17 protein-coding genes are annotated in these 20858 nt (G+C 72.4%); 1 reads left to right on the top strand and 16 read right to left on the bottom strand.

Features of this window, described 5'->3' with window-relative positions; genetic code table 11:
* Window positions 1-356: 356 nt before the first annotated feature.
* From ACIGG8_RS12770 to ACIGG8_RS12800, 7 genes are all read right to left on the bottom strand, one after another.
* Window positions 357-944, bottom strand: coding sequence for a dienelactone hydrolase family protein (locus ACIGG8_RS12770; RefSeq protein ID WP_396547589.1), 588 nt, complete (start codon window positions 942-944; stop codon window positions 357-359).
* Window positions 945-1008: 64 nt separating this feature from the next.
* Window positions 1009-1881 (bottom strand): ABC transporter permease subunit, encoded by an 873-nt coding sequence (locus ACIGG8_RS12775; protein WP_350522483.1) that lies wholly within the window; start codon window positions 1879-1881, stop codon window positions 1009-1011.
* Complete coding sequence (locus ACIGG8_RS12780; protein ID WP_396547592.1) at window positions 1878-4670, bottom strand: alpha/beta fold hydrolase; 2793 nt, start codon at window positions 4668-4670, stop codon at window positions 1878-1880. Before ACIGG8_RS12780 ends, ACIGG8_RS12775 begins: the two co-directional genes overlap by 4 nt.
* Before the next feature lie 255 nt (window positions 4671-4925).
* A complete protein-coding gene (locus ACIGG8_RS12785; protein ID WP_396547593.1) occupies window positions 4926-5399 on the bottom strand; it encodes a GNAT family N-acetyltransferase in 474 nt (157 codons plus the stop codon).
* Window position 5400: 1 nt separating this feature from the next.
* The gene (locus ACIGG8_RS12790) at window positions 5401-6339 is read right to left on the bottom strand and encodes an RluA family pseudouridine synthase (protein ID WP_396547595.1); all 939 of its coding nucleotides are present in this window, start codon (window positions 6337-6339) and stop codon (window positions 5401-5403) included.
* Window positions 6340-6400: 61 nt separating this feature from the next.
* Window positions 6401-7036, bottom strand: a complete 636-nt coding sequence (gene lspA / locus ACIGG8_RS12795) for a signal peptidase II (protein ID WP_396547753.1) — start codon at window positions 7034-7036, stop codon at window positions 6401-6403.
* Window positions 7037-7208: 172 nt separating this feature from the next.
* Window positions 7209-7673 (bottom strand): TraR/DksA family transcriptional regulator, encoded by a 465-nt coding sequence (locus ACIGG8_RS12800; RefSeq protein ID WP_350522488.1) that lies wholly within the window; start codon window positions 7671-7673, stop codon window positions 7209-7211.
* 652 nt (window positions 7674-8325) lie between these two features.
* On the opposite strand from ACIGG8_RS12800, the gene ileS reads away from it, so the two are divergent.
* The gene (gene ileS, locus ACIGG8_RS12805; RefSeq protein ID WP_396547597.1) at window positions 8326-11508 is read left to right on the top strand and encodes an isoleucine--tRNA ligase; all 3183 of its coding nucleotides are present in this window, start codon (window positions 8326-8328) and stop codon (window positions 11506-11508) included.
* Window positions 11509-11718: 210 nt separating this feature from the next.
* On the opposite strand, the gene ACIGG8_RS12810 is transcribed toward ileS, so the two are convergent.
* The 9 genes from ACIGG8_RS12810 to ftsW form a co-directional block, all read right to left on the bottom strand.
* On the bottom strand, window positions 11719-13086 hold the full coding sequence (locus tag ACIGG8_RS12810; protein ID WP_396547598.1) for a DivIVA domain-containing protein: 1368 nt from the start codon (window positions 13084-13086) through the stop codon (window positions 11719-11721).
* A gap of 59 nt (window positions 13087-13145) precedes the next feature.
* Window positions 13146-13427 carry a YggT family protein gene (locus ACIGG8_RS12815; RefSeq protein ID WP_030060143.1) on the bottom strand — a complete coding sequence of 94 codons (282 nt, stop codon included), beginning with the start codon at window positions 13425-13427 and terminating at the stop codon, window positions 13146-13148.
* A 98-nt stretch (window positions 13428-13525) separates the two neighbouring features.
* Window positions 13526-14140 (bottom strand): cell division protein SepF, encoded by a 615-nt coding sequence (locus ACIGG8_RS12820; RefSeq protein WP_030060144.1) that lies wholly within the window; start codon window positions 14138-14140, stop codon window positions 13526-13528.
* A 306-nt stretch (window positions 14141-14446) separates the two neighbouring features.
* Window positions 14447-15256 carry a YggS family pyridoxal phosphate-dependent enzyme gene (locus ACIGG8_RS12825; protein WP_350522491.1) on the bottom strand — a complete coding sequence of 270 codons (810 nt, stop codon included), beginning with the start codon at window positions 15254-15256 and terminating at the stop codon, window positions 14447-14449.
* Complete coding sequence (pgeF, locus tag ACIGG8_RS12830; protein WP_350522492.1) at window positions 15256-15987, bottom strand: peptidoglycan editing factor PgeF; 732 nt, start codon at window positions 15985-15987, stop codon at window positions 15256-15258. The genes ACIGG8_RS12825 and pgeF overlap by 1 nt, the downstream gene beginning before the upstream one ends.
* A complete protein-coding gene (gene ftsZ, locus ACIGG8_RS12835) occupies window positions 15984-17222 on the bottom strand; it encodes a cell division protein FtsZ (protein WP_396547600.1) in 1239 nt (412 codons plus the stop codon). Before ftsZ ends, pgeF begins: the two co-directional genes overlap by 4 nt.
* Window positions 17223-17587: 365 nt before the next feature.
* Window positions 17588-18364, bottom strand: a complete 777-nt coding sequence (locus ACIGG8_RS12840; protein ID WP_396547602.1) for a cell division protein FtsQ/DivIB — start codon at window positions 18362-18364, stop codon at window positions 17588-17590.
* Window positions 18357-19463, bottom strand: a complete 1107-nt coding sequence (murG, locus tag ACIGG8_RS12845; RefSeq protein WP_350522495.1) for an undecaprenyldiphospho-muramoylpentapeptide beta-N-acetylglucosaminyltransferase — start codon at window positions 19461-19463, stop codon at window positions 18357-18359. The genes ACIGG8_RS12840 and murG overlap by 8 nt, the downstream gene beginning before the upstream one ends.
* A 6-nt stretch (window positions 19464-19469) precedes the next feature.
* Complete coding sequence (gene ftsW / locus ACIGG8_RS12850) at window positions 19470-20810, bottom strand: putative lipid II flippase FtsW (protein ID WP_396547604.1); 1341 nt, start codon at window positions 20808-20810, stop codon at window positions 19470-19472.
* Window positions 20811-20858 lie beyond the last annotated feature (48 nt).

A 20858-nucleotide genomic window follows, 5' to 3' on the forward strand; every position in this document is an offset into this window, starting at 1 on the left:
CTTCCGCCGCCTCCCGGCCGTCCCGCCATCGCCCCACCACACCGACACCACGGGCAACATGACGCACCATCAGCACCGCACCGTCGGCAACGCCCGGCCCTGCGACGTCCGCCCCGGAAACACCGAGGGCCGGACCGAGGCCCTCCGCCCCGATCCGGCCCTCCCCGCGCCGCGTCCGGCGCCCCGCGGGGAGTCGCGCCCCGCGCCTACCGCCCCTTCCGCGCGAGGAACAGATCACTCACGTGCAGCATCCCGATCCCCCCGCCCCGCGTCTCCAGCACCCGGGTTCCCGCCGCCGGGCTGCTCAACCCGTCCGCTCGCCCAGGCTGCTCGCCCGAGCCCCCCCACCCGGGCCGTCAGCCCTCCTGGCCGTCCAGCTCCGCGAGGAAGTCCAGCGACGCCGCCCAGGCCCGCTCCGCCGCCTGCGCGTCGTAGTCCGGCAGCTCCGGGTCGGTGAACAGGTGCCCGGCGCCCCGGTAGCGGTGCACCTCCACCTCCGCGCCGGCCCGCCGCATCCGCAGGTACCAGGCGTTCAGCCAGTCCTCCGGCTCGAACGGGTCCGGCTCCGCGATGTGCAGCTGCACCGGGATCTCGGTGGCGGCGTCCTCCCGCAGGTCCGAGGTGCCGTGCAGGAGCAGCAGCCCGCGCGCCTTCTCGTCGGCCAGCGCCAGGTTCTGCGCGATCGCGCCGCCGAGCGAGAAGCCGGCGTACACCAGCCCGGTCTCGGAGTGCGGCGCGGCGGCCGTCACCGCCCGGCGCAGCATCTCCTCGCTGCCCCCGGCCTCCTCCTGGTACGCCTGCCCGTCCTCGATCGAGTCGAAGGTCCGCCCCTCGAACAGGTCCGGCGTGTGCACGGTGTGCCCGGCGGCGCGCAGCCGGTCGGCGGCGGCGTGCACGGCGGGGCGCAGCCCGTAGGCGGAGTGGAAGAGGACGATCTGGGCCACGGTTCCGGGTCCTTCGGCAGGTGAGTCGGCTACCCACCCATGATCCCCCATGCCCGACCCGCCGTTACGACACCACGTCCTTGCGGGCGAAGCCCCGGAACGCCAGCGCCAGCAGCACCGCCGCGTACGAGAGCGACAGCGAGACGCCCTGCAGCATCCCGCCCCACTCCAGCTGGGGCTGCAGCGCGTCCGCCCACGCGTACTGCCAGTGGGCGGGCAGCCACTCCCGCAGGTCCCCGAGCGCGGTGACGGCGTCCAGCACCCCGGTGATGATCGACACGAACACCGCACCGCCCACCGCGCCCAGGGGCGCGTCGGTCGCCGTGGACAGCCAGAACGCCAGCGCCGCGATCACGATCTCGCTCAGGAAGACGAAGGCCACCGCGATCGCGATCCGGGGCAGCGCCTCCCCCGCGGGCAGGCTGGCCCCGGCGGGCAGCTTGAGGTCGCCCCACCCGTAGGCGGCCGTCCCGACGACCAGTCCGATCGCGGGCAGCATGACGATCGCGACCGCCGAGAACGCCAGCCCGACGGCGAACTTGCGCACCAGCAGCCGGGCCCGGGGCACCGGCGCGGCCAGCAGGTACCGCAGTGAGGACCAGCTGGCCTCCGAGGCGACGGTGTCCCCGCAGAACAGTGCGACCGGGATCACCAGCATGAAGCCGGTGCCGACGAACAGCATGGTGACGGCGAAGTTGGCCCCCGACGCGGTGGCCAGCTCGATGAAGGTGGTCCGGTCCGGTCGGCCCGGGCTGCCGCCGATCTGGAACGCGGCCAGGATGACGAACGGCAGGACGGCCAGCACCGCGCCGATCACCAGGGTGCGGCGGCGCCGCAGCTGCCGCATCGCCTCCACCCGCAGCGGCAGCGTCCGGCCCGCCCGGTACCCCTCCGCGTGGTCCTTCGAGACCGCGGAAGTCTCAGAGACCGCACTCATCCCGCACCACCTCCGATCAACGACAGGAACGCGTCCTCCAACCGCCGCTGCGGTCCGGCGCTCTCCACCGGCACCCCCAGCCGCACCAGCTCCGCGAGCAGTTCGCTCGCCGCCAGCCCGTCCAGCCGGACCAGCAGTCCGCCCTCGACGGCCTCCGCCGAGCCGACGCCGGCCAGCGCGGCGACCTTCTCTGCGGCCGACTCCGGGTCGTACGAACCGGCGACGCCGATCATCAGCAGCTCCGACGACCCGACGATCTCACCGACCGCGCCGGTCGTGACGAGCCGCCCGCGGTCCATCACGACCAGGTCCGTACAGCTCTGCTCGACCTCGGACAGCAGGTGACTCGAAACGATCACCGTCCGCCCGCCCGCCGCGTAGCGGATCATCACCTCGCGCATCTCGCGGATCTGCGGCGGGTCCAGCCCGTTGGTCGGCTCGTCGAGGATCAGCAGGTCCGGCATCCCGAGCATCGCCTGCGCGATCGCCAGCCGCTGCCGCATGCCCTGCGAGTACGTCCGGACCGCCCGGTCCAGCGCCTCGCCGAGCCCCGCGATGGCCAGTGCCTCGTCGAAGCGGGCGTCGGCCTCCGGCCGCCCGGTCGCCTGCCAGTACAGCCGCAGGTTGGCCCGCCCGGTGAGGTGCGGCAGGAAGCCCGCGCCCTCCACGAACGCCCCGACCCTCGACAGCACGGGCGCACCGGGCCGCACCAGGTGCCCGAAGATCCGGATCTCCCCGGCGTCCGGCCGGATCAGACCCATCAGCATCCGCAGTGTGGTGGTCTTGCCCGCGCCGTTCGGTCCGAGCAGCCCGAGCACCTGCCCCTGCTCCACCCGGAAGCCCAGCTCCCGTACGGCGTAGCGGTCCTGGGAGCCCTTGTAGCGCTTGCTCAGCCCGCTGATCAGCAGCGGAACGGCGGCCAGCTCCGGATCGAACTCCGGCCCGCCGGCCGCCCGCCGACGCCGCAGCCGCGGCGCCAGCACCAGGCCCGCGGCCACCACCACGGCGGCCACCGGCAGCAGCCAGGTCCGCGCGGGCAGCGGCGCCGCCTCGGTGACCAGTTCCTCGACGGTCGGCGCGGTGACCGCCCCGGCCGGCGCGACCCGGTAGGTGGCGGGCTCGACGGGCGAGGCGTACGCGAGGTCGGTGCTCGCCAGCACCAGCCGCAGCCGGTGTCCGGCGGGGAAGGTGTGGTCCACCGTCGGCAGCGCCACGGTGACCGTCCGCCCCGCGTCCGCGCCGGTGACCCGCAGCGGCGCGGCCAGTTGCTGCGGCAGCACCGCCTTGCCGTCCGGCCCGACGTCGTACAGCTTCGCGAACAGCACCGCGTCCGGCCGGTCCGCCGTCACCCGTACCGGCACGGTCGGCTGCCCGGTCAGGTGCAGCGGCGAGTCCAGCGGCGCGGAGTCGAAGGCGGCGCTCTGCCCGGGGAAGTCCAGCGACAGTCCGGCGCCCAGCGAGGCCGCCTGGCTGAGCGCGCCGATGCCCGGCAGTGTCGAGATCCCCGGCGGCGCCCCGCCGGGCGGGTTGGCCACGGTCTTCTCCCCGCCGGCCAGCTCGACGGAACGCGAGCCGGTCCCGCCGAGTCCCGGGTACCGGCCGGCGGTGGCCCCGCGCAGCACGGCCTGGAAGCCGGTCGAGTCGACACCGCCGGTCCGGGTCACCCGGAAGTCCGGCCCGGTGTCGTTCCCCTGTCCCCGGAGGTAGTGGTCGAACCAGGCCGTCACCCGGTCGTCGACCCGCGCGCTGGTGTCCGTCCCGCCATCGTGCCCGCCGGCGAACCAGTCCACCGCCACGGGCGCGCCGTTGCCGGCGATCGCCTGCGCGATCCGGTCGCCCTGGTCGAGCGGGAACAGCGAGTCCTGCTGGCCCTGCACCACCAGCGTGGGCGCCTTGAGCCGGTCCGCCACCGAGGACGGGCTGGAGCGGTCCAGCAGCGCGACGGCCTCCGGGTCGGCGTGCCCGGCGGTCGCGACCCGGTCGTACATCCGGCAGAGCGACTCCAGGAACCGCCCGCAGCCGGCGTCCCCGTCCGCCACCGGCTTCGGCTCGCCGCTCTCGCGCGGCGCACCGCCGGACGGCCCGAGACTGCCCGCCGAACCGGGGGCCGCCGAGCCGGTGGTGAAGAAGATCCCGGCCCACAGCTTCTTGAACACGCCGTCCGCCGCGCCAGAGCCCTGCACACCCTGCGGGAACAGCGCGTCCGCCAGGTTCCACCAGGTGATCTGGGTGGCCACCGCGTCGATCCGGGGGTCGTACGCGGAGGCCAGCAGCGAGATCGCCCCTCCGTACGAGGCCCCGGTGATGCCGACCTTCGGGTCGCCCGCGCCGTCCAGCTTCACCTCGGGCCGCCGGGCCAGCCAGTCCACCAGGTGCCGGACGTCCTCGACCTCGCGGTCGGGCGCGTTGAGGCCGATCTTGCCGCCCGAGCGTCCGAACCCGCGCGCCGACCAGGTCAGTACCGCGTAGCCCTGCCGGGCGAGCTGCCGGGCGCGATCGCGCTCGCCCTCCTTGGAGCCGCCGAAGCCGTGCGCGAGCAGCACCGCCGGGCGCGGACCGCTGCCGGCGGTGAAGAACGAGGTGTCCAGCTGGACCTGCTGCGCGCTGCCGGGCGTCTCCGGCATGCTGAGGAAACGGTCCTCCTCACGGACCGTCTGCTCACCGCCGGACGCCACCGTCGCCGTACCGACCGCGGCCACCGCCACCAGGGCCACCGCACCGGCCAGCACCCTGCGCCTGACGGTCGTGCCCCGGCCGCGCCACCGACGCCATGCCCCACCGAACTCCATGGGCGCTGATCGTATCCGCCGCCCGGGTAGGCGCCGAATAAGGGCGGGCAGCGCTCGCCGGGCCAGGCGACGAACACCCCGCGAACGCGGCCCCGGACCGCCGCCCCGAAGCGCCACCCCCGAACCGCCGACCCCCGAACCGCCGGCCCCGAACGCAGGGATCCCCGCGCCCCGAAGAGGGGCGCGGGGATCAGCGCACAACGGACGGGGCCTGCCGGGCCGGGCCCCGAAGGTCCGGCGCCGCCCCCCGAGTGCCTACAGCTGCCGCGTCATCGTCCGGTGCGGGATCCCGGCGTCGTCGTACACCGGGCCCTCCGCCAGGTATCCCAGCCGCTCGTAGAACCCGAGCGCCTGCACCTGCGCGTGCAGCTCCACCTCCGAGGCCCCGCGCTCCGCGCCCGCGGCCTCGATCGCCCGCACGAGCTCCGCGCCCAGCCCGGTCCCCCGGGCCACGGGCAGTACGGCGAGCCGCCCGAGCAGCACCCGCCCCTCGACGCCGCCGGTCAGCTCGCGCGCCTGCTCGCCGAAGATCAGCCGCCCGGTCCCCAGCCCGGCCCCGTCGGGCCCGACCGCGAGCAGGTGCACCGAGGTGCCGTCGTACCGGTCGTACTCCAGCTCCTCCGGCACGTTCTGCTCGACGATGAACACCTCCCGCCGGACCTCCCGCACCAGCGCCAGGTCCGCCTCGCCCTCGGCCACCCGAATGGCGACGCCCGACTCGGCGCCCATGTCAGCTCTCCGCCGCGATGACGTCCAGGGCGTTCTGCAGGTCCGCCGGGTACTCGCTGGAGAACTCGACCCACTGCCCGTCCGCCGGGTGCTCGAAGCCGAGCGACACCGCGTGCAGCCACTGCCGGCCCAGCCCGAGCCGCTTGGCCAGCGTCGGGTCGGCGCCGTACGTCAGGTCGCCCACGCAGGGGTGGCGCAGCGCGGACATGTGGACGCGGATCTGGTGGGTGCGCCCGGTCTCCAGCTTGATCGCCAGCAGCGACGCGGCCCGGTACGCCTCGATCAGGTCGTAGTGCGTGACGGACGGCTTGCCTTCCCGGGTCACCGCCCACTTCCAGTCCGAGCTGGGGTGCCGCCCGATCGGCGCGTCCACGGTCCCGCTCATCGGGTCCGGGTGCCCCTGGACCAGCGTGTGGTACCGCTTGTCGGTGATCCGGTCGTGGAACTGCCGCTTGAGGTCGGTGTACGCGCGCTCGGACTTGGCGACGACCATCAGGCCCGAGGTGCCGACGTCCAGCCGGTGCACGATGCCCTGCCGCTCGGCCGCCCCCGAGGTGGAGATCCGGTACCCGGCCGCGGCGAGCCCGCCGATCACGGTGGGGCCGGTCCAGCCGGGGCTGGGGTGCGCGGCGACGCCGACCGGCTTGTCGACCAGCACGATGTCCTCGTCGTCGTGGACGATCCGCATGCCCTCGACGTGCTCGGCGACGACCTGCACCGGGGCGGCGGGGGCGGGGATCTCGACCTCCAGCCAGGAACCGGCGGTCACCCGGTCCGACTTGCCGGCCGTGGCGCCGTCGAGCGTCACCTTGCCTTCGGCGGCCAGTTCGGCGGCCTTGGTCCGGGAGAAGCCGAACATCCGGGACAGGGCGGCGTCGAGACGCTCGCCCTCCAGGCCGTCGGGAACGGGGAGGCTTCGGATCTGCGCTGCGGTACTCACCCGTACGAGTATGCCGGAAACACGGCCCGCCCCCGCGCGCCGTGCTCCCCGCCCGCCGGGGCTACTCGCCCTTGCCGCCCTGCTGGTGGACGGTCCCGTCCGGGTTGCTGCCCCGGAAGGAGAGCAGTACGACCAGGATCCCGCCGCAGACGATCGCGGAGTCCGCGAGGTTGAAGACGGCGAAGTGCTGGACGGAGATGAAGTCCACGACGTGCCCGCGGAAGACGCCCGGCGAGCGGAACAGCCGGTCGGTGAGGTTGCCGAGCGCCCCGCCCAGCAGCAGCCCGAGCGCGATCGCCCAGGGCAGGCTGTACAGCCGTCGGGCGATCCGCCAGATCACCACGATGACGGCGGAGGCGATCATCGTGAAGACGACGGTCAGCGCCTGCCCCATCCCGAAGGCCGCGCCGGAGTTGCGGATCACCTGGAAGGTGACGACGTCCCCGATCACCTTGATCGCCGAGTGGTTCTCCAGTCGGGCGACGACCAGCAGCTTGCTGCCGAGGTCGATCAGGAAGGCGAGCACCGCGACGACCAGCAGCACACCGATCCGCCGCGGCCCCTTGGGCTTCTCCGCCGCCGCCGGTTCGTCCACGGACGCCGCCTCGGTCGGCTCGGCCACGGGCACCTCCACGGCATCGGCGGGGGACGGGACGGCTTCGTCCCGGGTCTGGGGGGAACCTTGCGTACTGATGATCCGCTCCGCTGCCGATGGAGCTCCCCCGGCCGTAGGTGGGGGAGGGTGGTGGGCCGGTGACGGCCTGGGCCCGTCCGCAGCCGGTGCGGACGCGTCAGGCGACACTACGGGGTCGAGCGTACGGCAAGCCCGACCCCGCGCGTCGCTCCGGCCGCCCGGTTCGGCGGCCGGTTCAGCGGCGTTCCTGCTTGGTCTTGCACGGCACGCACAGCGTCGCCCGCGGGAAGGCCTGCATCCGGGCCTTCCCGATGGCCTTGCCGCAGGACTCGCAGATGCCGAAGCCGACGCCCTCCAGCCGGCCCAGCGCGCGCTCGGTCTGGGCGAGGCTGTCGCGCGCGTTGTTGGCCAGCGCCAGCTCGCTCTCCCGCGAGATGTTCTTCGTCCCGGCGTCCACCTGGTCGTCGCCGGCCCCGTCGTTGGAGTCGCGCATCAGGCCGGAGATGGCCGCCTCGGCGGCCCCGATCTCGTTCTGCAGCCGCTCCAGCTCGCTGATCAGCTCGTCGTGCAGCTCGTGGACCTCCTCGGTGGTCCACGGGTCCTCGCCGGGCAGGACCGGCAGCGTGGCCGGGTCCACGGACTCGGCCCCGCGCGGCACGGTGACGGTGTCGGTGCTGGACTTCGGTGCGGTAGTGGTCACGGTCCCCTCCCCTGGATCGACCGCCACGGCCTTGCGTGCCCGCTTGGTGGCGGTACCCGCGCCGGTTCCCTTCTCAGCCATGGCTTCGACCCCATCTACGAACGAATCGAGCCGCCGGTTCCCGGCGGCTTCCAGTGCCGGAACGATAATCCCGATCAAAACCGGTCACAACATGACATACCGACGCCTCGCAACGATCCCACCCAGGCAGCCGCCACGGCCGCCACGCCCCGCGCTGACAGGGTTGTGCCCAGATCACCCCCGCCTAACCACGACCCCGACGACCGCCCTGACCAGCCCCGCCGTCCGCCCGGACAGCCGCCCGCCCGAAACGGTTTGGACAAACCGACTCGCCCGGCCGATACACTGGCCCTGCAAGGCGCAGATGGGACGAGTACCGACGTACGCAGCCACCAGCGACCCGGGGACGGTGCGAGCCCGGGGGTGTGCACGGCGGGAAGATCACCCCGGAGCCGCCGGAAGAACGGCCGCCGCGGAGCCCGCAGCGGTCCACTAGACCCGGCAGCAAGCCCAAACAAGAGGGCCGCGAACGCACCACCGCGGCCAAGGAGGGTGGTACCGCGGGGCGGCCCGGCCGTCTCGTCCCTCCGGAGGATCCAGTCACAGCATCCGCCGGAGGTAGACGCCCGCGATGAGCTCCCAACCCGTCACCCACCACCGCCCTTCCAACGACGCGCTGCGCGCGGCACCTCTGTACCACCCCGTCCCGGCGCAGGTGGACCTGCCTGCCCTGGAGCACCGGATCCTGTCGTTCTGGCAGGACAACAAGGTCTTCCAGCGCAGTCTGGAACAGTCCGAGGGCCGCCCCGAGTGGGTGTTCTACGAGGGCCCGCCGACCGCCAACGGCATGCCCGGCGCCCACCACATCGAGGCCCGCGTCTTCAAGGACGTCTTCCCGCGCTACCGGACGATGAAGGGCTACCACGTCGCCCGCAAGGCCGGCTGGGACTGCCACGGCCTCCCGGTCGAGCTCGCCGTCGAGAAGGAGCTGGGCTTCTCCGGCAAGCAGGACATCGAGGCGTACGGCATCGCCGAGTTCAACGCCAAGTGCCGCGACTCGGTGACCCGCCACACCGACGCCTTCGCCGAGCTGACCACCCGCATGGGGTACTGGGTCGACCTCGACGAGGCCTACCGGACGATGGACCCGTCGTACGTCCAGTCCGTCTGGTGGTCGCTCAAGCAGATCTTCGACAAGGGCCTGCTGGTCCAGGACCACCGGGTCGCCCCCTGGTGCCCGCGCTGCGGCACCGGCCTGTCCGACCACGAGCTGGCCCAGGGCTACGAGACCGTGGTCGACCCCTCGGTCTTCGTCCGCTTCCCGCTGACCGGCGGCCCGCTGGCCGGCCGGGCCGCGCTCCTGGTCTGGACGACCACCCCGTGGACCCTGGTCTCCAACACCGCCGCCGCCGTCCACCCCGAGGTCACCTACGTGGTGGCCACCGACGGCAACGAGCAGCTGGTCGTGGCCGAGCCGCTGCTCGCCAAGGCCCTCGGCGAGGGCTGGGAGACCACCGGCGAGTCCTTCACCGGTGCCGAGATGGAGCGCTGGTCCTACCGCCGCCCCTTCGACCTGGTCGAGATCGAGGACGCGCACTACGTCCTCAACGCCGACTACGTCACCACCGAGGACGGCACCGGCATCGTCCACCAGTCCCCCGCCTTCGGCGCGGACGACCTCGCGACCTGCCGCAAGTACGGCCTGCCGGTGGTCAACCCGGTGCTGGCCGACGGCACCTTCGCCCCCGAGGTCCCGCTGGTCGGCGGCCAGTTCTTCAAGAAGGCCGACGAGGCCCTGGTCGCGGACCTCAAGGAGCGCGGCCTGCTCTTCCGCCACCTGCCGTACGAGCACAGCTACCCGCACTGCTGGCGCTGCCACACCGCCCTGCTCTACTACGCGCAGCCGTCCTGGTACATCCGGACCACCGCCGTCAAGGACGCGCTGATCCGCGAGAACGAGGCCACCAACTGGTTCCCGGAGACGGTCAAGCACGGCCGCTTCGGCGACTGGCTGAACAACAACATCGACTGGGCGCTCAGCCGCAACCGCTACTGGGGCACCCCGCTGCCGATCTGGCGCTGCGAGGAGGGCCACCTCACCTGCGTCGGCTCGCTGGCCGAGCTGACCGAGCTGACCGGCACCGACCAGAGCGGCCTCGACCCGCACCGCCCGTACATCGACGCGGTGACCTTCGCCTGCCGCGACTGCGGCGGCACCGCCACCCGCGTGCCCGAGGTCATCGACGCCTGGTACGACTCGGGCTCGATGCCCTTCGCCCAGTACGGCTACCCGTACCAGAACAAGGAGCTGTTCGAGAAGCGCTACCCGGCGCAGTTCATCTCCGAGGCGATCGACCAGACCCGCGGCTGGTTCTACACGCTGATGGCGGTCGGCACCCTGGTGTTCGACAAGAACAGCTACGAGAACGTCGTCTGCCTGGGCCACATCCTGGCCGAGGACGGCCGCAAGATGTCCAAGCACCTGGGCAACATCCTGCAGCCGATCCCGCTGATGGACCAGCACGGCGCGGACGCCGTCCGCTGGTTCATGGCGGCCGGCGGCTCGCCCTGGTCCGCCCGCCGGGTCGGCCACGGCACCATCCAGGAGGTGGTCCGCAAGACCCTCCTCACCTACTGGAACACCGTCGCCTTCCAGGCCCTGTACGCCCGCACCTCGAACTGGGCGCCGTCCGCGAGCGACCCGGCCCCGGCCGACCGCCCGCAGCTGGACCGCTGGGTGCTCTCCGAGCTGAACACCCTGGTCCGCGAGGTCGACACGGCCTTCGAGGCGTACGACACCCAGCGCGCCGGCAAGCTGCTCTCCGGCTTCGTCGACGACCTGTCCAACTGGTACGTCCGCCGCGGCCGCCGCCGCTTCTGGCAGGGCGACGCCGCCGCGCTGGCCACCCTGCACGAGGCGCTGGAGACCGTCACCCGCCTGATGGCCCCGCTCACCCCGTTCATCACCGAGCAGGTCTGGCAGGACCTGGTCGTCCCGGTCGTCGCGGACGCCCCGGCCTCGGTCCACCTGGCCACCTGGCCGCAGGCGGACGAGTCGCTGATCGACGCCGACCTCTCCCGCCACATGGCGCTGGTCCGCCGCCTGGTGGAACTCGGCCGGGCCACCCGCGCCGAGTCCGGCGTGAAGACCCGTCAGCCGCTCTCCCGCGCGCTGATCGCGGCCCAGGGCTGGGAGGAGCTGCCCGCCGACCTGCGCGCGCAGATCGCCGAGGAGCTCAACGTCTCCACCCTGGAGTCCCTGGCGGAGGTCGGCGGCTCGCTGGTCGACACCAGCGCCAAGGCCAACTTCCGCGCGCTGGGCAAGCGCTTCGGCAAGGGCGTGCAGGACGTCGCCAAGGCGGTCGCCGCCACCGACGCCGCCCGCCTGGCCGCCGAACTGCGCGCCGACGGCCGGACCTCGGTCGAGCTGAACGGCGAGACGGTCACCCTCTCCCCGGACGAGGTGATCATCACCGAGACCCCGCGCGAGGGCTGGGCCGTCGCCAACGAGTCCGGCGCCACCGTCGCCCTCGACCTGGCCATCACCCCGGAGCTCAAGCGCCTCGGCGTCGCCCGCGACGCCATCCGCCAGATCCAGGAGGCCCGCAAGAACTCCGGCCTGGACGTCGCCGACCGCATTGTCCTGCGCTGGCGCGCCACCACGGAGGAGACCGCCGAGGCCATCGCCGAACACGGTCCCCTGGTCGCCGAGGAGGTCCTCGCCACCGACTTCGCCGCCGGTACGGCCGACTGGGACTCCGAGACCTTCACCGACGAGTCCCTGGGCCTCGCCTTCCAGCTCCGCAAGGCCTGACCCCCGGCGAAGCCGCCGTCCCCGCCCGGGGGACGGCGGCTTCGCCGTAGCCGCCCCCGCCGCGACGCCCCCGCTCCCCCTCGCCGCCCCGCCGGGGGCGCGGGGGCGACCCCGGTGCGCCCCCTCCCCCTCCCCCGGGCACACGAAAGGCGCCCCCTCCCCGACCCGGAAGTCGGAGAGGGGGCGCCCTCGGAAGGTCCTGCTACAACCTCAGTTGTCGCCGTCCTCGTCGATCAGGAAGCCCCGCATCGGCGCCGGAGCCTGCTGCATCGGCTGCGGCGGCTGCGGCCGGACGGCCGCCATCGGCTGGGTCATCCCGGCCGGCTGCATCTGCGGAGCACCGCTGTTGCCGCCGTTGGACTGCCCGAAGCTGGGCGCCGGGGCGTTGCCACCGAAGGAGGTGTTCCCGCCGAAGGACGGCGAGCTGCCACCGAAGGACGGCTGGTTGCCACCGAAGCTCGGCGCACCGCTGCCCATCGAGCCCGCACCGGCCGGCGTCATCGACGAGGCCGCCGGCGGCAGCGACGCGGTGGCGGGGATCCGCGGCGGAGCGAGCGAGTCGTCGGCCTGCGACTCCAGCTGGCGCAGCTGGGTCTCCAGGTACGACTTCAGGCGCGTGCGGTACTCACGCTCGAAGGCCCGCAGGTCCTCGACCTTGCGCTCCAGCGTGGCTCGCGCGGACTCCAGGGAGCCCATCGCGACGCGGTGCTTCTCCTGCGCGTCCCGCTCCAGGGCGTCGGCCTTGGCACGGGCGTCGCGCTCCAGGCCCTCGGCCCGGCTGCGCGCCTCGCCGACGATCTTGTTGGCCTCGGAACGGGCCTCGGAGATCGCCTGGTCGGCGGTCTGCTGGGCGAGCGCCAGGACGCGGGCGGCGCTGTCGCCACCGGGACCCTGCTGCTGCATCGGGGCGCCCATGGGGCCGCCCATCTGCTGCGGGCCGCCCATGGGGCCACCCATCTGCTGCATCTGCTGCTGACCCATGCCCTGGCCCATACCCTGGCCCATGCCCTGGCCCATCGGGTTGCCCATCTGCTGCGGGCCACCGGGGCCGCCCATGGGCTGCAGCATCTGACCGCCCATCGGCTGGACCAGCTGCTGCTGGCCGCCCATGGTCTGGTTCATCTGCTGCTGCGGGCCGCCGGCCGGCGGGAGCTGCGGCGCGGAGCCGGCGGGCAGGCCGAGGGGCTGGTTGCCCATCTGCTGCTGCGGGCCACCGGGGCCCATCTGCTGCGGACCACCCGGACCCATCTGCTGCGGACCGCCGGGGCCCATCTGCTGCGGGCCGCCCGGGCCCTGCTGGCCGGGGACCGGCGGGCCGGATATGGCGGCCGGCACCGGGGCGCCACCCTGGCGGGGGGCGTCCTGCGGCGGCTCCTTGCGCAGGTTGGCCTGGTTCTGCGCGGCGGCACGAGTCGCGGCGGCCAGCTTGGCGCGCAGGTCCTCGTTCTCCCGGAGGAGGCGGGTCAGCTCCGCCTCGACCTCGTCGAGGAAGGCATCGACCTCGTCCTCGTCATAGCCTTCACGCAGGCGGACGGTCGTGAACTGCTTGTTCCGAACGTCCTCGGGGGTCAATGGCATCTCTTCACCTCAACGTGATCGTCGGCACACCGGCATCCTGTCGCATCGCTCACCTACGACTAGGGGTGCACAAGCGAGATCAGGACATACACAATGATCATCAGTACGAAGAAGGACAGGTCGAGCGCCACGCCCCCGAAACGCAACGGCGGAATGAGCCGCCGAAGAAGCTTGAGCGGCGGATCCGTGACAGTGTACGTGGCCTCCAGGACCAGGACCATGGCCTTGCCGGGCCGCCACGAACGCGCGAACTGGAAGACCCAGTCCATGACCAGCCGCACGAGCAGGAACACCAGGAAGACGGTCAGGGCGTAGTAGAGCACCGCCCACACGATGTCCATCGCGTTTCCCTCTCCCCGGTCCCGAGCCCTGGGGCCCGCCGCTCGTCACCTGTCGCCAACCACTGTTGATCAGATCCACACGTAAAGTCGTGGCCGGGTCAGCTCTGGTTGAAGAACCCACCCTCGGCGATCCGAGCCTTGTCCTCCGCCGTGACATCGACGTTAGCAGGCGACAGCAGGAACACCTTCTGCGTCACGCGCTCGATACTGCCGTGCAGACCGAAGACGAGTCCAGCGGCGAAGTCTACGAGCCGCTTCGCGTCCGTGTCGTCCATCTCGGTCAGATTCATGATCACAGGAGTGCCGCCACGGAACTGTTCCCCGATGGTACGGGCCTCGTTGTAGGTCCGCGGGTGCAGCGTGGTGATGCGGTAGGGCTCTCGTTCGTTCACTACCTTGGGCATGATCACCGGGGCGCTCTTCTCCAGGTTGTGGCGGCGTTCGGGTGTGATGGACGACACGGGGGCCATCCTCGGGGTCTCCTGCCGGATCGGCACCGCCGCCGGCACCGGCTGCGGGGTGATCGAGGAGACCGGTGCGGGCGTGGCGGCGGCCGCGGCGGCCGGCCGGGGAATGTCCTCGGTCCGCTGTCCCGTCCGGATCGGCTCGGGGTCCGCGTCGTAGTCGTCGTCGGGGTCGTACCCCTGGCCGTCGTACGTCTCGTCCTCCACGAGGCCGAGGTAGACCGCCATCTTGCGCATTGCGCCGGCCATGCTCCTGTCTCCTCCGCTCATGGCCACCTCGCTGGCGCTCGGTGGCTGCTCCGCGAAGCCGCGTCCCTTCCGGTGGTCGCTCGCTTCGCTCGCTCCGTGCGGACCGGCTCCGTCCCGGCGGCCCGGGCCGTACGGCCCTGCCTGCGGACTCCGCGGTCCATCCACGACGGCACGTCAGGCCGACGGCCCGTCAGGATTCGTGGAGTGGGACCCGCGGAGCTGCGATCCACGGTTCGCTAGCGCTCCGGAGAGCTGCTAGATTCTGTCCTATTTTGTCCTGCAGTCTGATCTACTTACTCGGTGACGTTACCTGAGGGGTGACCTCACTCCGAGTACCGCCGTTCCGACGCGCACATGTGTCGCTCCGGCGGCAATCGCCTGCTCAAGGTCACCGCTCATCCCTGCGGAGACCATGGTGGCAGCAGGATGGTCCGTCCGTACGGCGGTTGCGATTTCCGCCAGCCGATCGAAGGCGGCGGCCGGGTCCCCGGCCAGCGGACCGGCCAGCGGAGCGACGGTCATCACACCGTCCAGCCGCAGCCCGGGCGTGTCGGCGATCGCGTCGGCCAGCCGCGCGACGTCCTCCGGCGCGACCCCGGCCCGGTGCACCCCCTCGCCGTGCTCCTTGTCCAGCGCCACCTGCACCAGGCAGCCCAGCTCCGGACGCTCCGACTTCAGCACGGCCGCGGAGAGCGACTCCACCAGTCGCAGCCGGTCCACCGAGTGCACGTGGTTCGCGTACCCGACGACCGAGCGGACCTTGTTGGTCTGCAGCTGACCGACGAAGTGCCAGTCAAGAGGAAGGTTTCTGCACTGTTCCGCCTTGGGTGCGGCGTCCTGGTCGCGGTTCTCCGCGACGTCCGTCACACCCAGTCCGGCCAGCAGCGCGCTGTCCTCGGCGGGGTAGGTCTTGGTGACGACGATCAGCGTGACCTCGTCCCGGGCGCGCCCGGCAGCCGCACAGGCGGCCGCGATCCGGCGCTCGACCACCTCAAGGTTGGTCCCGAGCTCCTCGTACCGGGCCCGCCGGCCCCCGGTCAGTGCGGCCAGCCACCTCTCATCGGGGAAGAAGGGGCCGGGCCCGCCCGGGAACGGTCCGTAGATGTCGTTCGTCATCAGTGATCAGAGCCCAACCAGACGTAGCTCGCGAGCCGGCCCGTGCGCTGCTCACGACGATAGGAGTAGTGATCGGCGGATTCGAGGGTGCAGACCGATGACCGCACCACCTCGTTGACCCCCGTCGCGGCCAGCTGGGCCGCGACTCCCTCCGGCACGTCCAGGGCCGGGGTCCCCCAGGAGGTCTCGGCGAAGGCCTGCGGCACCACGGCCGCGACCTCGTCGCGCAGTCCGGCCGGGACCTCGTAGCAGCGGCCGCAGACCGCGGGGCCGGTGGCGGCGGTGATCCGCCCGGGCTCGGCCCCCAGTTCGACCATCGCCCGGACCACCGCGGGCACCACCCCGGCGGCCAGCCCGGGCCGGCCGGCGTGGGCCGCGCCCACGACGCCCGCCACGGGGTCGGCCAGCAGGACCGGCGTGCAGTCGGCGGTCAGCACCGCCAGCGCGAGCGGCCGGTCGGTGACCACCGCGTCCACCGTCGGGGCCTCCCCGAGCGGCTGGCGCTCCGTCACCACTGCGACCTCGGCGCCGTGCACCTGGTTCATCCACACCACGTCGGCCGGTTCGAGCCCCAGCTCGCGGGCGGCGAGCGCCCGGTTCTCCCGGACGGCCTGCGGGTCGTCCCCCACCGCGCCGCCGAGGTTGAGCTCCCCGTACGGCGAAGTGCTCACCCCGCCCCACCGGTCGGTGAAGGCGAAGTGAGCACCCGCGTGTACTGCGTGATCGATCACTTAAGGAAGTCCGGGACGTCGAGCTCCTCCGCCGGGCTCTCCACGTACGGCTGCCGGACCGGCTGGACCTGCGGCGGCACCGGGGCGGACGCGGTCGTGCCGGCCGGAGTCTCGGCCGACCGGCTCGGCGAGGCGGCCGGGGACTCGCCCTCGGAGCGGGACGTCACCGAGCCGATGCTCCCGTACGACGGGCGGCCGGCCGGGCGCTCCGGGGCGGCCGGCGGCGTGGCCGGGCGCTCCGGCGCGGCGGTGGACTTGACCACCGGCTCGCGGACGATCGCCGGCGGCTGCCCGCCGTCGAAGCCGGCCGCGATGACGGTGACCCGGACCTCGTCGCCGAGCGCGTCGTCGATGACCGCACCGAAGATGATGTTGGCCTCGGGGTGGGCGGCCTCGCTGACCAGCTGGGCCGACTCGTTGATCTCGAACAGGCCGAGGTCGGAGCCGCCCGAGATGGAGAGCAGCACGCCGCGGGCGCCGTCGATGGAGGCCTCCAGCAGCGGCGAGGAGATGGCCATCACGGCGGCGGCCTTGGCGCGGTCCTCACCGCGGGCCGAGCCGATGCCCATGAGTGCCGAACCGGCGTCCGACATGACGGACTTGACGTCCGCGAAGTCGAGGTTGATCAGGCCCGGGGTGGTGATCAGGTCGGTGATGCCCTGGACACCGGAGAGCAGGACCTGGTCGGCCGAGCGGAACGCGTCGAGCACGCTGACCTGGCGGTCCGAGATGGACAGCAGCCGGTCGTTGGGGATCACGATGAGGGTGTCGACCTCTTCGCGCAGGGCGGCGATGCCGTCCTCGGCCTGGTTGGCCCGGCGCCGGCCCTCGAAGGTGAACGGACGGGTGACCACGCCGATGGTCAGGGCGCCCAGGGAGCGCGCGATGTTGGCGACGACGGGCGCGCCGCCCGTGCCCGTGCCACCGCCTTCGCCGGCGGTCACGAAGACCATGTCGGCCCCCTTGAGGACCTCCTCGATCTCCTCGCGGTGGTCCTCGGCCGCCTTGCGGCCGACCTCGGGGTTGGCGCCGGCGCCGAGGCCCCGGGTGAGTTCACGGCCCACATCGAGCTTGACGTCGGCGTCGCTCATGAGGAGGGCCTGCGCATCGGTGTTGATCGCGATGAACTCGACGCCCTTGAGACCGACCTCGATCATCCGGTTGATGGCGTTGACACCACCGCCGCCGATACCGACGACCTTGATGACTGCGAGGTAGTTCTGCGGTGCTGCCACGTCGAAGGCCTCTCGCCTCGAATTTCCGGGTCGGCCCGGCCCGGCGAGGGTCCGTTCCGACGGATGTCGATGGGTAGGGAGGCCTGGTTCCTGACTGAATGTCCGAAATGCCGACCGCCGACCCCAACCCTAAACTTGACCTTTAGGGTTAGTACTGTGCCTCCGTCACATCACCAAGGGACACAGTCTGGTGACACAGGACACTAGGTGGCCCCAGGCACGTGTTTCAACGACACACGCCGAGCTTCCCTTTTTCTTTTGAGCCTATGTGATCATCAGCCGGCTTAGGAAACCGGGGTGACCACCAAGGGTCGGGCCGACACTTCGAGGCGTCAACCCCTCCCTCTGGCACAGAACCTACCGGATCATCCCGACACCGCCGGCGCCTCAGGCGCCGTCACGTCGAAGTTCGTACCCTTCTGACTCATCAGTGCCACCAGCACCCGGGCTTTCCGGTCGATTTGTTCCGGGCTCCCCCAGCGCACCGTCGCACCCCCGCTGAGCTGCAGTTCGATGTCGTCGTACGAGTGCACCAGCACCGCGCCGGCCCGCTTGGCCACCTCCGGCGGCAGCCCGGCGGCCACCGCGACCGCGCCCTGGACCAGCTGCGAACGGGAGATCACCCCGTCCACGTCGTTCGCCTGCTGACTGAGTCGCAGCTCCACCACCGGCACGCCGTCCGGCGGAGCCGCCTCGGTGGCGAAGCTCACGCCCGCGGCATCCACCTGGGTGAACCGGCCGTCCTCCCCCTTGACGGCGGCCACCGCCTTGCGCTCGGCGACCTTCACCTGCAGGGTGTGCGGCCAGCCCCGCCACACCTCGGCCTTCGCCACCCGGGGGATCGCCTCCACCCGGCGCCGGACGTCGTCCAGGTCCACCCGGGCCAGCGGGCCGTCGCCGAGCCCGCCGACCGCGTCGCGGACCTGGGCCGCCGTCAGCTTGTCGTCGGTCGCGCCCTGGACGGCGACACTGCGCACGTCCAGCACCGACGAGTAGAACACCAGCCAGGCCAGCCCGCCCAGCACCGCGGCGCCGAGCGCCCCCAGCACCACGATGCCCCGCCGGGAGAGCCGGAGGCGAGGAGCGGACTCCTCGTCCTCCAGCTCCGCTTCGAGCGGGTCGGCGGGCCGGCCGTCAGCCACGGCGGCGGCCGCCGCGGTGGGCCTGGATCGCCTCGTAGACCATGCCGACCAGCAGGTCGTCGGCGTCCCGGCGGCCGAACTCGGCGGCGGCCCGGCTCATGTCCCACAGCCGCTGCGGGTCGGTGAGCACCGGCAGCACGTTCTGCAGCACCCAGTCCGGGGTCAGCTCGGCGTCGTCCACCAGCAGGCCGCCGCCGGCCTTGACCATCGGCTGGGCGTTGAGCCGCTGCTCGCCGTTGCCGATCGGCAGCGGGACGAAGGCGGCAGGCAGGCCGACGGCCGCCAGCTCGGCCACCGTCATGGCGCCAGCCCGGCAGAGCATCATGTCGGCCGCCGCGTAGGCGAGGTCCATCCGGTCCAGGTACGGCACCGGGCGGTACGGCGGCATCCCGGGGACGTCCGCGACCTGCGGCAGCTCGTTCTTCGGGCCGACCGCGTGCAGGATCTGCACGCCGTACTGCTGCAGCCGCGGGGCGATCGCGGTGACCGTCTCGTTGAGCCGGCGGGCGCCCTGGGAGCCGCCGGAGACCAGCAGGGTGGGCAGCCGCTGGTCGAGGCCGAAGTAGTGCCGGGCCTCCGGACGGGCCGCGTTGCGGTCCAGGGTCGCGATGGTCCGGCGCAGCGGGATGCCGATGTACCGGGAGTCGCGCAGCTTGCTGTCGGGCGTGGAGACGGCCACGAAGTCGCTGTAGCGGGCGCCGATCTTGTTGGCCAGGCCCGGGCGGGCGTTCGCCTCGTGCACCACGATCGGCACGCCGGCCCGCTTGGCCGCCAGGTAGGCGGGCATCGCGACGTAGCCGCCGAAGCCGACCACGGCGTCCGCGTTGACCCGCTCGATGATCTCCTGGGCGGCCCGGACGGTGCCGCGCAGCCGGCCGGGGACGGTGATCAGCTCCGGGGTGGGCTTGCGGGGCAGCGGCACGGCCGGGATGAGCTCCAGCTGGTAGCCGCGCTCGGGTACCAGTCGGGTCTCCAGACCGCGCTCGGTGCCCAGGGCGGTGATCCCGATGGACGGGTCGTGCCTGCGGAGGGCGTCCGCGAGGGCCATGGCCGGCTCGATGTGACCGGCGGTCCCCCCGCCGGCGAGTACGACATGCACCGAAATTCACCGCTCCCTGCGTGCCGGCCCTGGGGCCGGGCGCGCTGTGGTTCGTCGTCGTGGCAGCACCCGGGCCAGTCGCTTCCTGATCCGGGAGTTCTTGCTCCGGGCGGCCAGGGCCGCCTTCGCGCCCGAGGTGCTGCGTGCCAGGCACAGCAGCACACCGATCGCGGACATGGCCGACAGCATGGCGGAACCGCCGTAGGAGAACAGCGGGAGCGGGACGCCCGCAATGGGCAGCAGTCCCAGCGCCGACCCCAGGTTGATCATGGCCTGCGCCATGATCCAGGTGGTGGCGGCTCCCGCGGCGTACCTGACGAACGAGTCCTTCGTGCCGATGGCCACACGGATACCCGCGTAGCCTAGTGCCGCGAAGAGACCGATCACCGACAGCGTCCCCACCAGGCCCAGTTCCTCGCCGGTCGCGGCGAAGATGAAGTCGGTGTGCGCCTCGGGCAGCTGGCCCCATTTCTCGACGCCGGCGCCGAGGCCGGTGCCGAAGCCGCCGCCGTTCGCGAACGCGAAGACCCCGTGCAGGGCCTGGAAGCAGGCGCCCTCGGGGTCGAGCTTGGTCACGCCGATGCAGCCCAGCCGCTCCGCCCGGTGCGGGACGGTGACGACGAGGGCGGTGCAGACCACCACCGCCACGCCGACGGTGGCCACGAACAGCCGCAGCGGCGCTCCGACCATCCAGAGCAGCGCGAACACCATGGCGACCAGGATCATCGAGGTGCCCATGTCGCCGCCGAACATGATCAGCGCGAGCAGCAGCAGGGCCCCGGGCACCAGCGGCACCAGCAGGTGCTTCCAGGAGTTCAGGGTGCCGGCCTTCTGCTTGCGGGCGAGCAGGTCGGCGCCCCAGAGCACCAGCGCGAGCTTGGCGAACTCGGACGGCTGGAACTGGAAGAAGCCGAAATCCAGCCAGTTCTGGTTGCCGTTGATCCGCACCCCGATGCCCGGTACGGCGACCAGCGTGAGCGCGCCGATCACCCCGATCATCACCGGGTAGGTGATCACCCGCAGCACCGCCACCGGGACGGAGGCGAAGCAGATCAGCAGGACCAGGCCGAGGATGGCCGCGATCAGCTGCTTGAGGAAGTAGTACTGGGCCGAGTGGTGCTGGTTCAGGGCGAGGATCTGCGAGGCCGAGAAGACCATCATCAGGCCGAGCACGACCAGCAGCAGGGTGCTTCCGATGACCAGCAGGTACGGCGTGAGCGGCCGGTCCAGCCAGTACCCGAGCCGGGCCCGGAAGGCCTGGACACGGGCCAGCGGACCGGCCGACTTGTACTTGGTCGTGGTGGCGGAGATCACTCGCCACGGCTCGGCGGCGTCCTGCTCGCGCACGCCGGATTCCGCCCTGCCCTGCCCCGCCACCACTCCCCGCTCTCCGTC

The organism is Kitasatospora sp. NPDC085464 (assembly GCF_044541955.1).
Lineage (GTDB): Bacteria > Actinomycetota > Actinomycetes > Streptomycetales > Streptomycetaceae > Kitasatospora.

Excerpts from the sequence above, each read along its gene's own strand:
- ACIGG8_RS12780 (WP_396547592.1), bottom strand. The coding sequence starts at position 4,670 with ATGGAGTTCGGTGGGGCATGGCGTCGGTGGCGCGGCCGGGGCACGACC.
- ACIGG8_RS12825 (WP_350522491.1), bottom strand. The coding sequence starts at position 15,256 with ATGACGAACGACATCTACGGACCGTTCCCGGGCGGGCCCGGCCCCTTC.
- ACIGG8_RS12785 (WP_396547593.1), bottom strand. The coding sequence starts at position 5,399 with ATGGGCGCCGAGTCGGGCGTCGCCATTCGGGTGGCCGAGGGCGAGGCG.
- ileS (WP_396547597.1), top strand. The coding sequence starts at position 8,326 with ATGAGCTCCCAACCCGTCACCCACCACCGCCCTTCCAACGACGCGCTG.
- ACIGG8_RS12815 (WP_030060143.1), bottom strand. The coding sequence starts at position 13,427 with ATGGACATCGTGTGGGCGGTGCTCTACTACGCCCTGACCGTCTTCCTG.
- ACIGG8_RS12810 (WP_396547598.1), bottom strand. The coding sequence starts at position 13,086 with ATGCCATTGACCCCCGAGGACGTTCGGAACAAGCAGTTCACGACCGTC.
- ACIGG8_RS12820 (WP_030060144.1), bottom strand. The coding sequence starts at position 14,140 with ATGGCCGGCGCAATGCGCAAGATGGCGGTCTACCTCGGCCTCGTGGAG.
- ACIGG8_RS12775 (WP_350522483.1), bottom strand. The coding sequence starts at position 1,881 with ATGAGTGCGGTCTCTGAGACTTCCGCGGTCTCGAAGGACCACGCGGAG.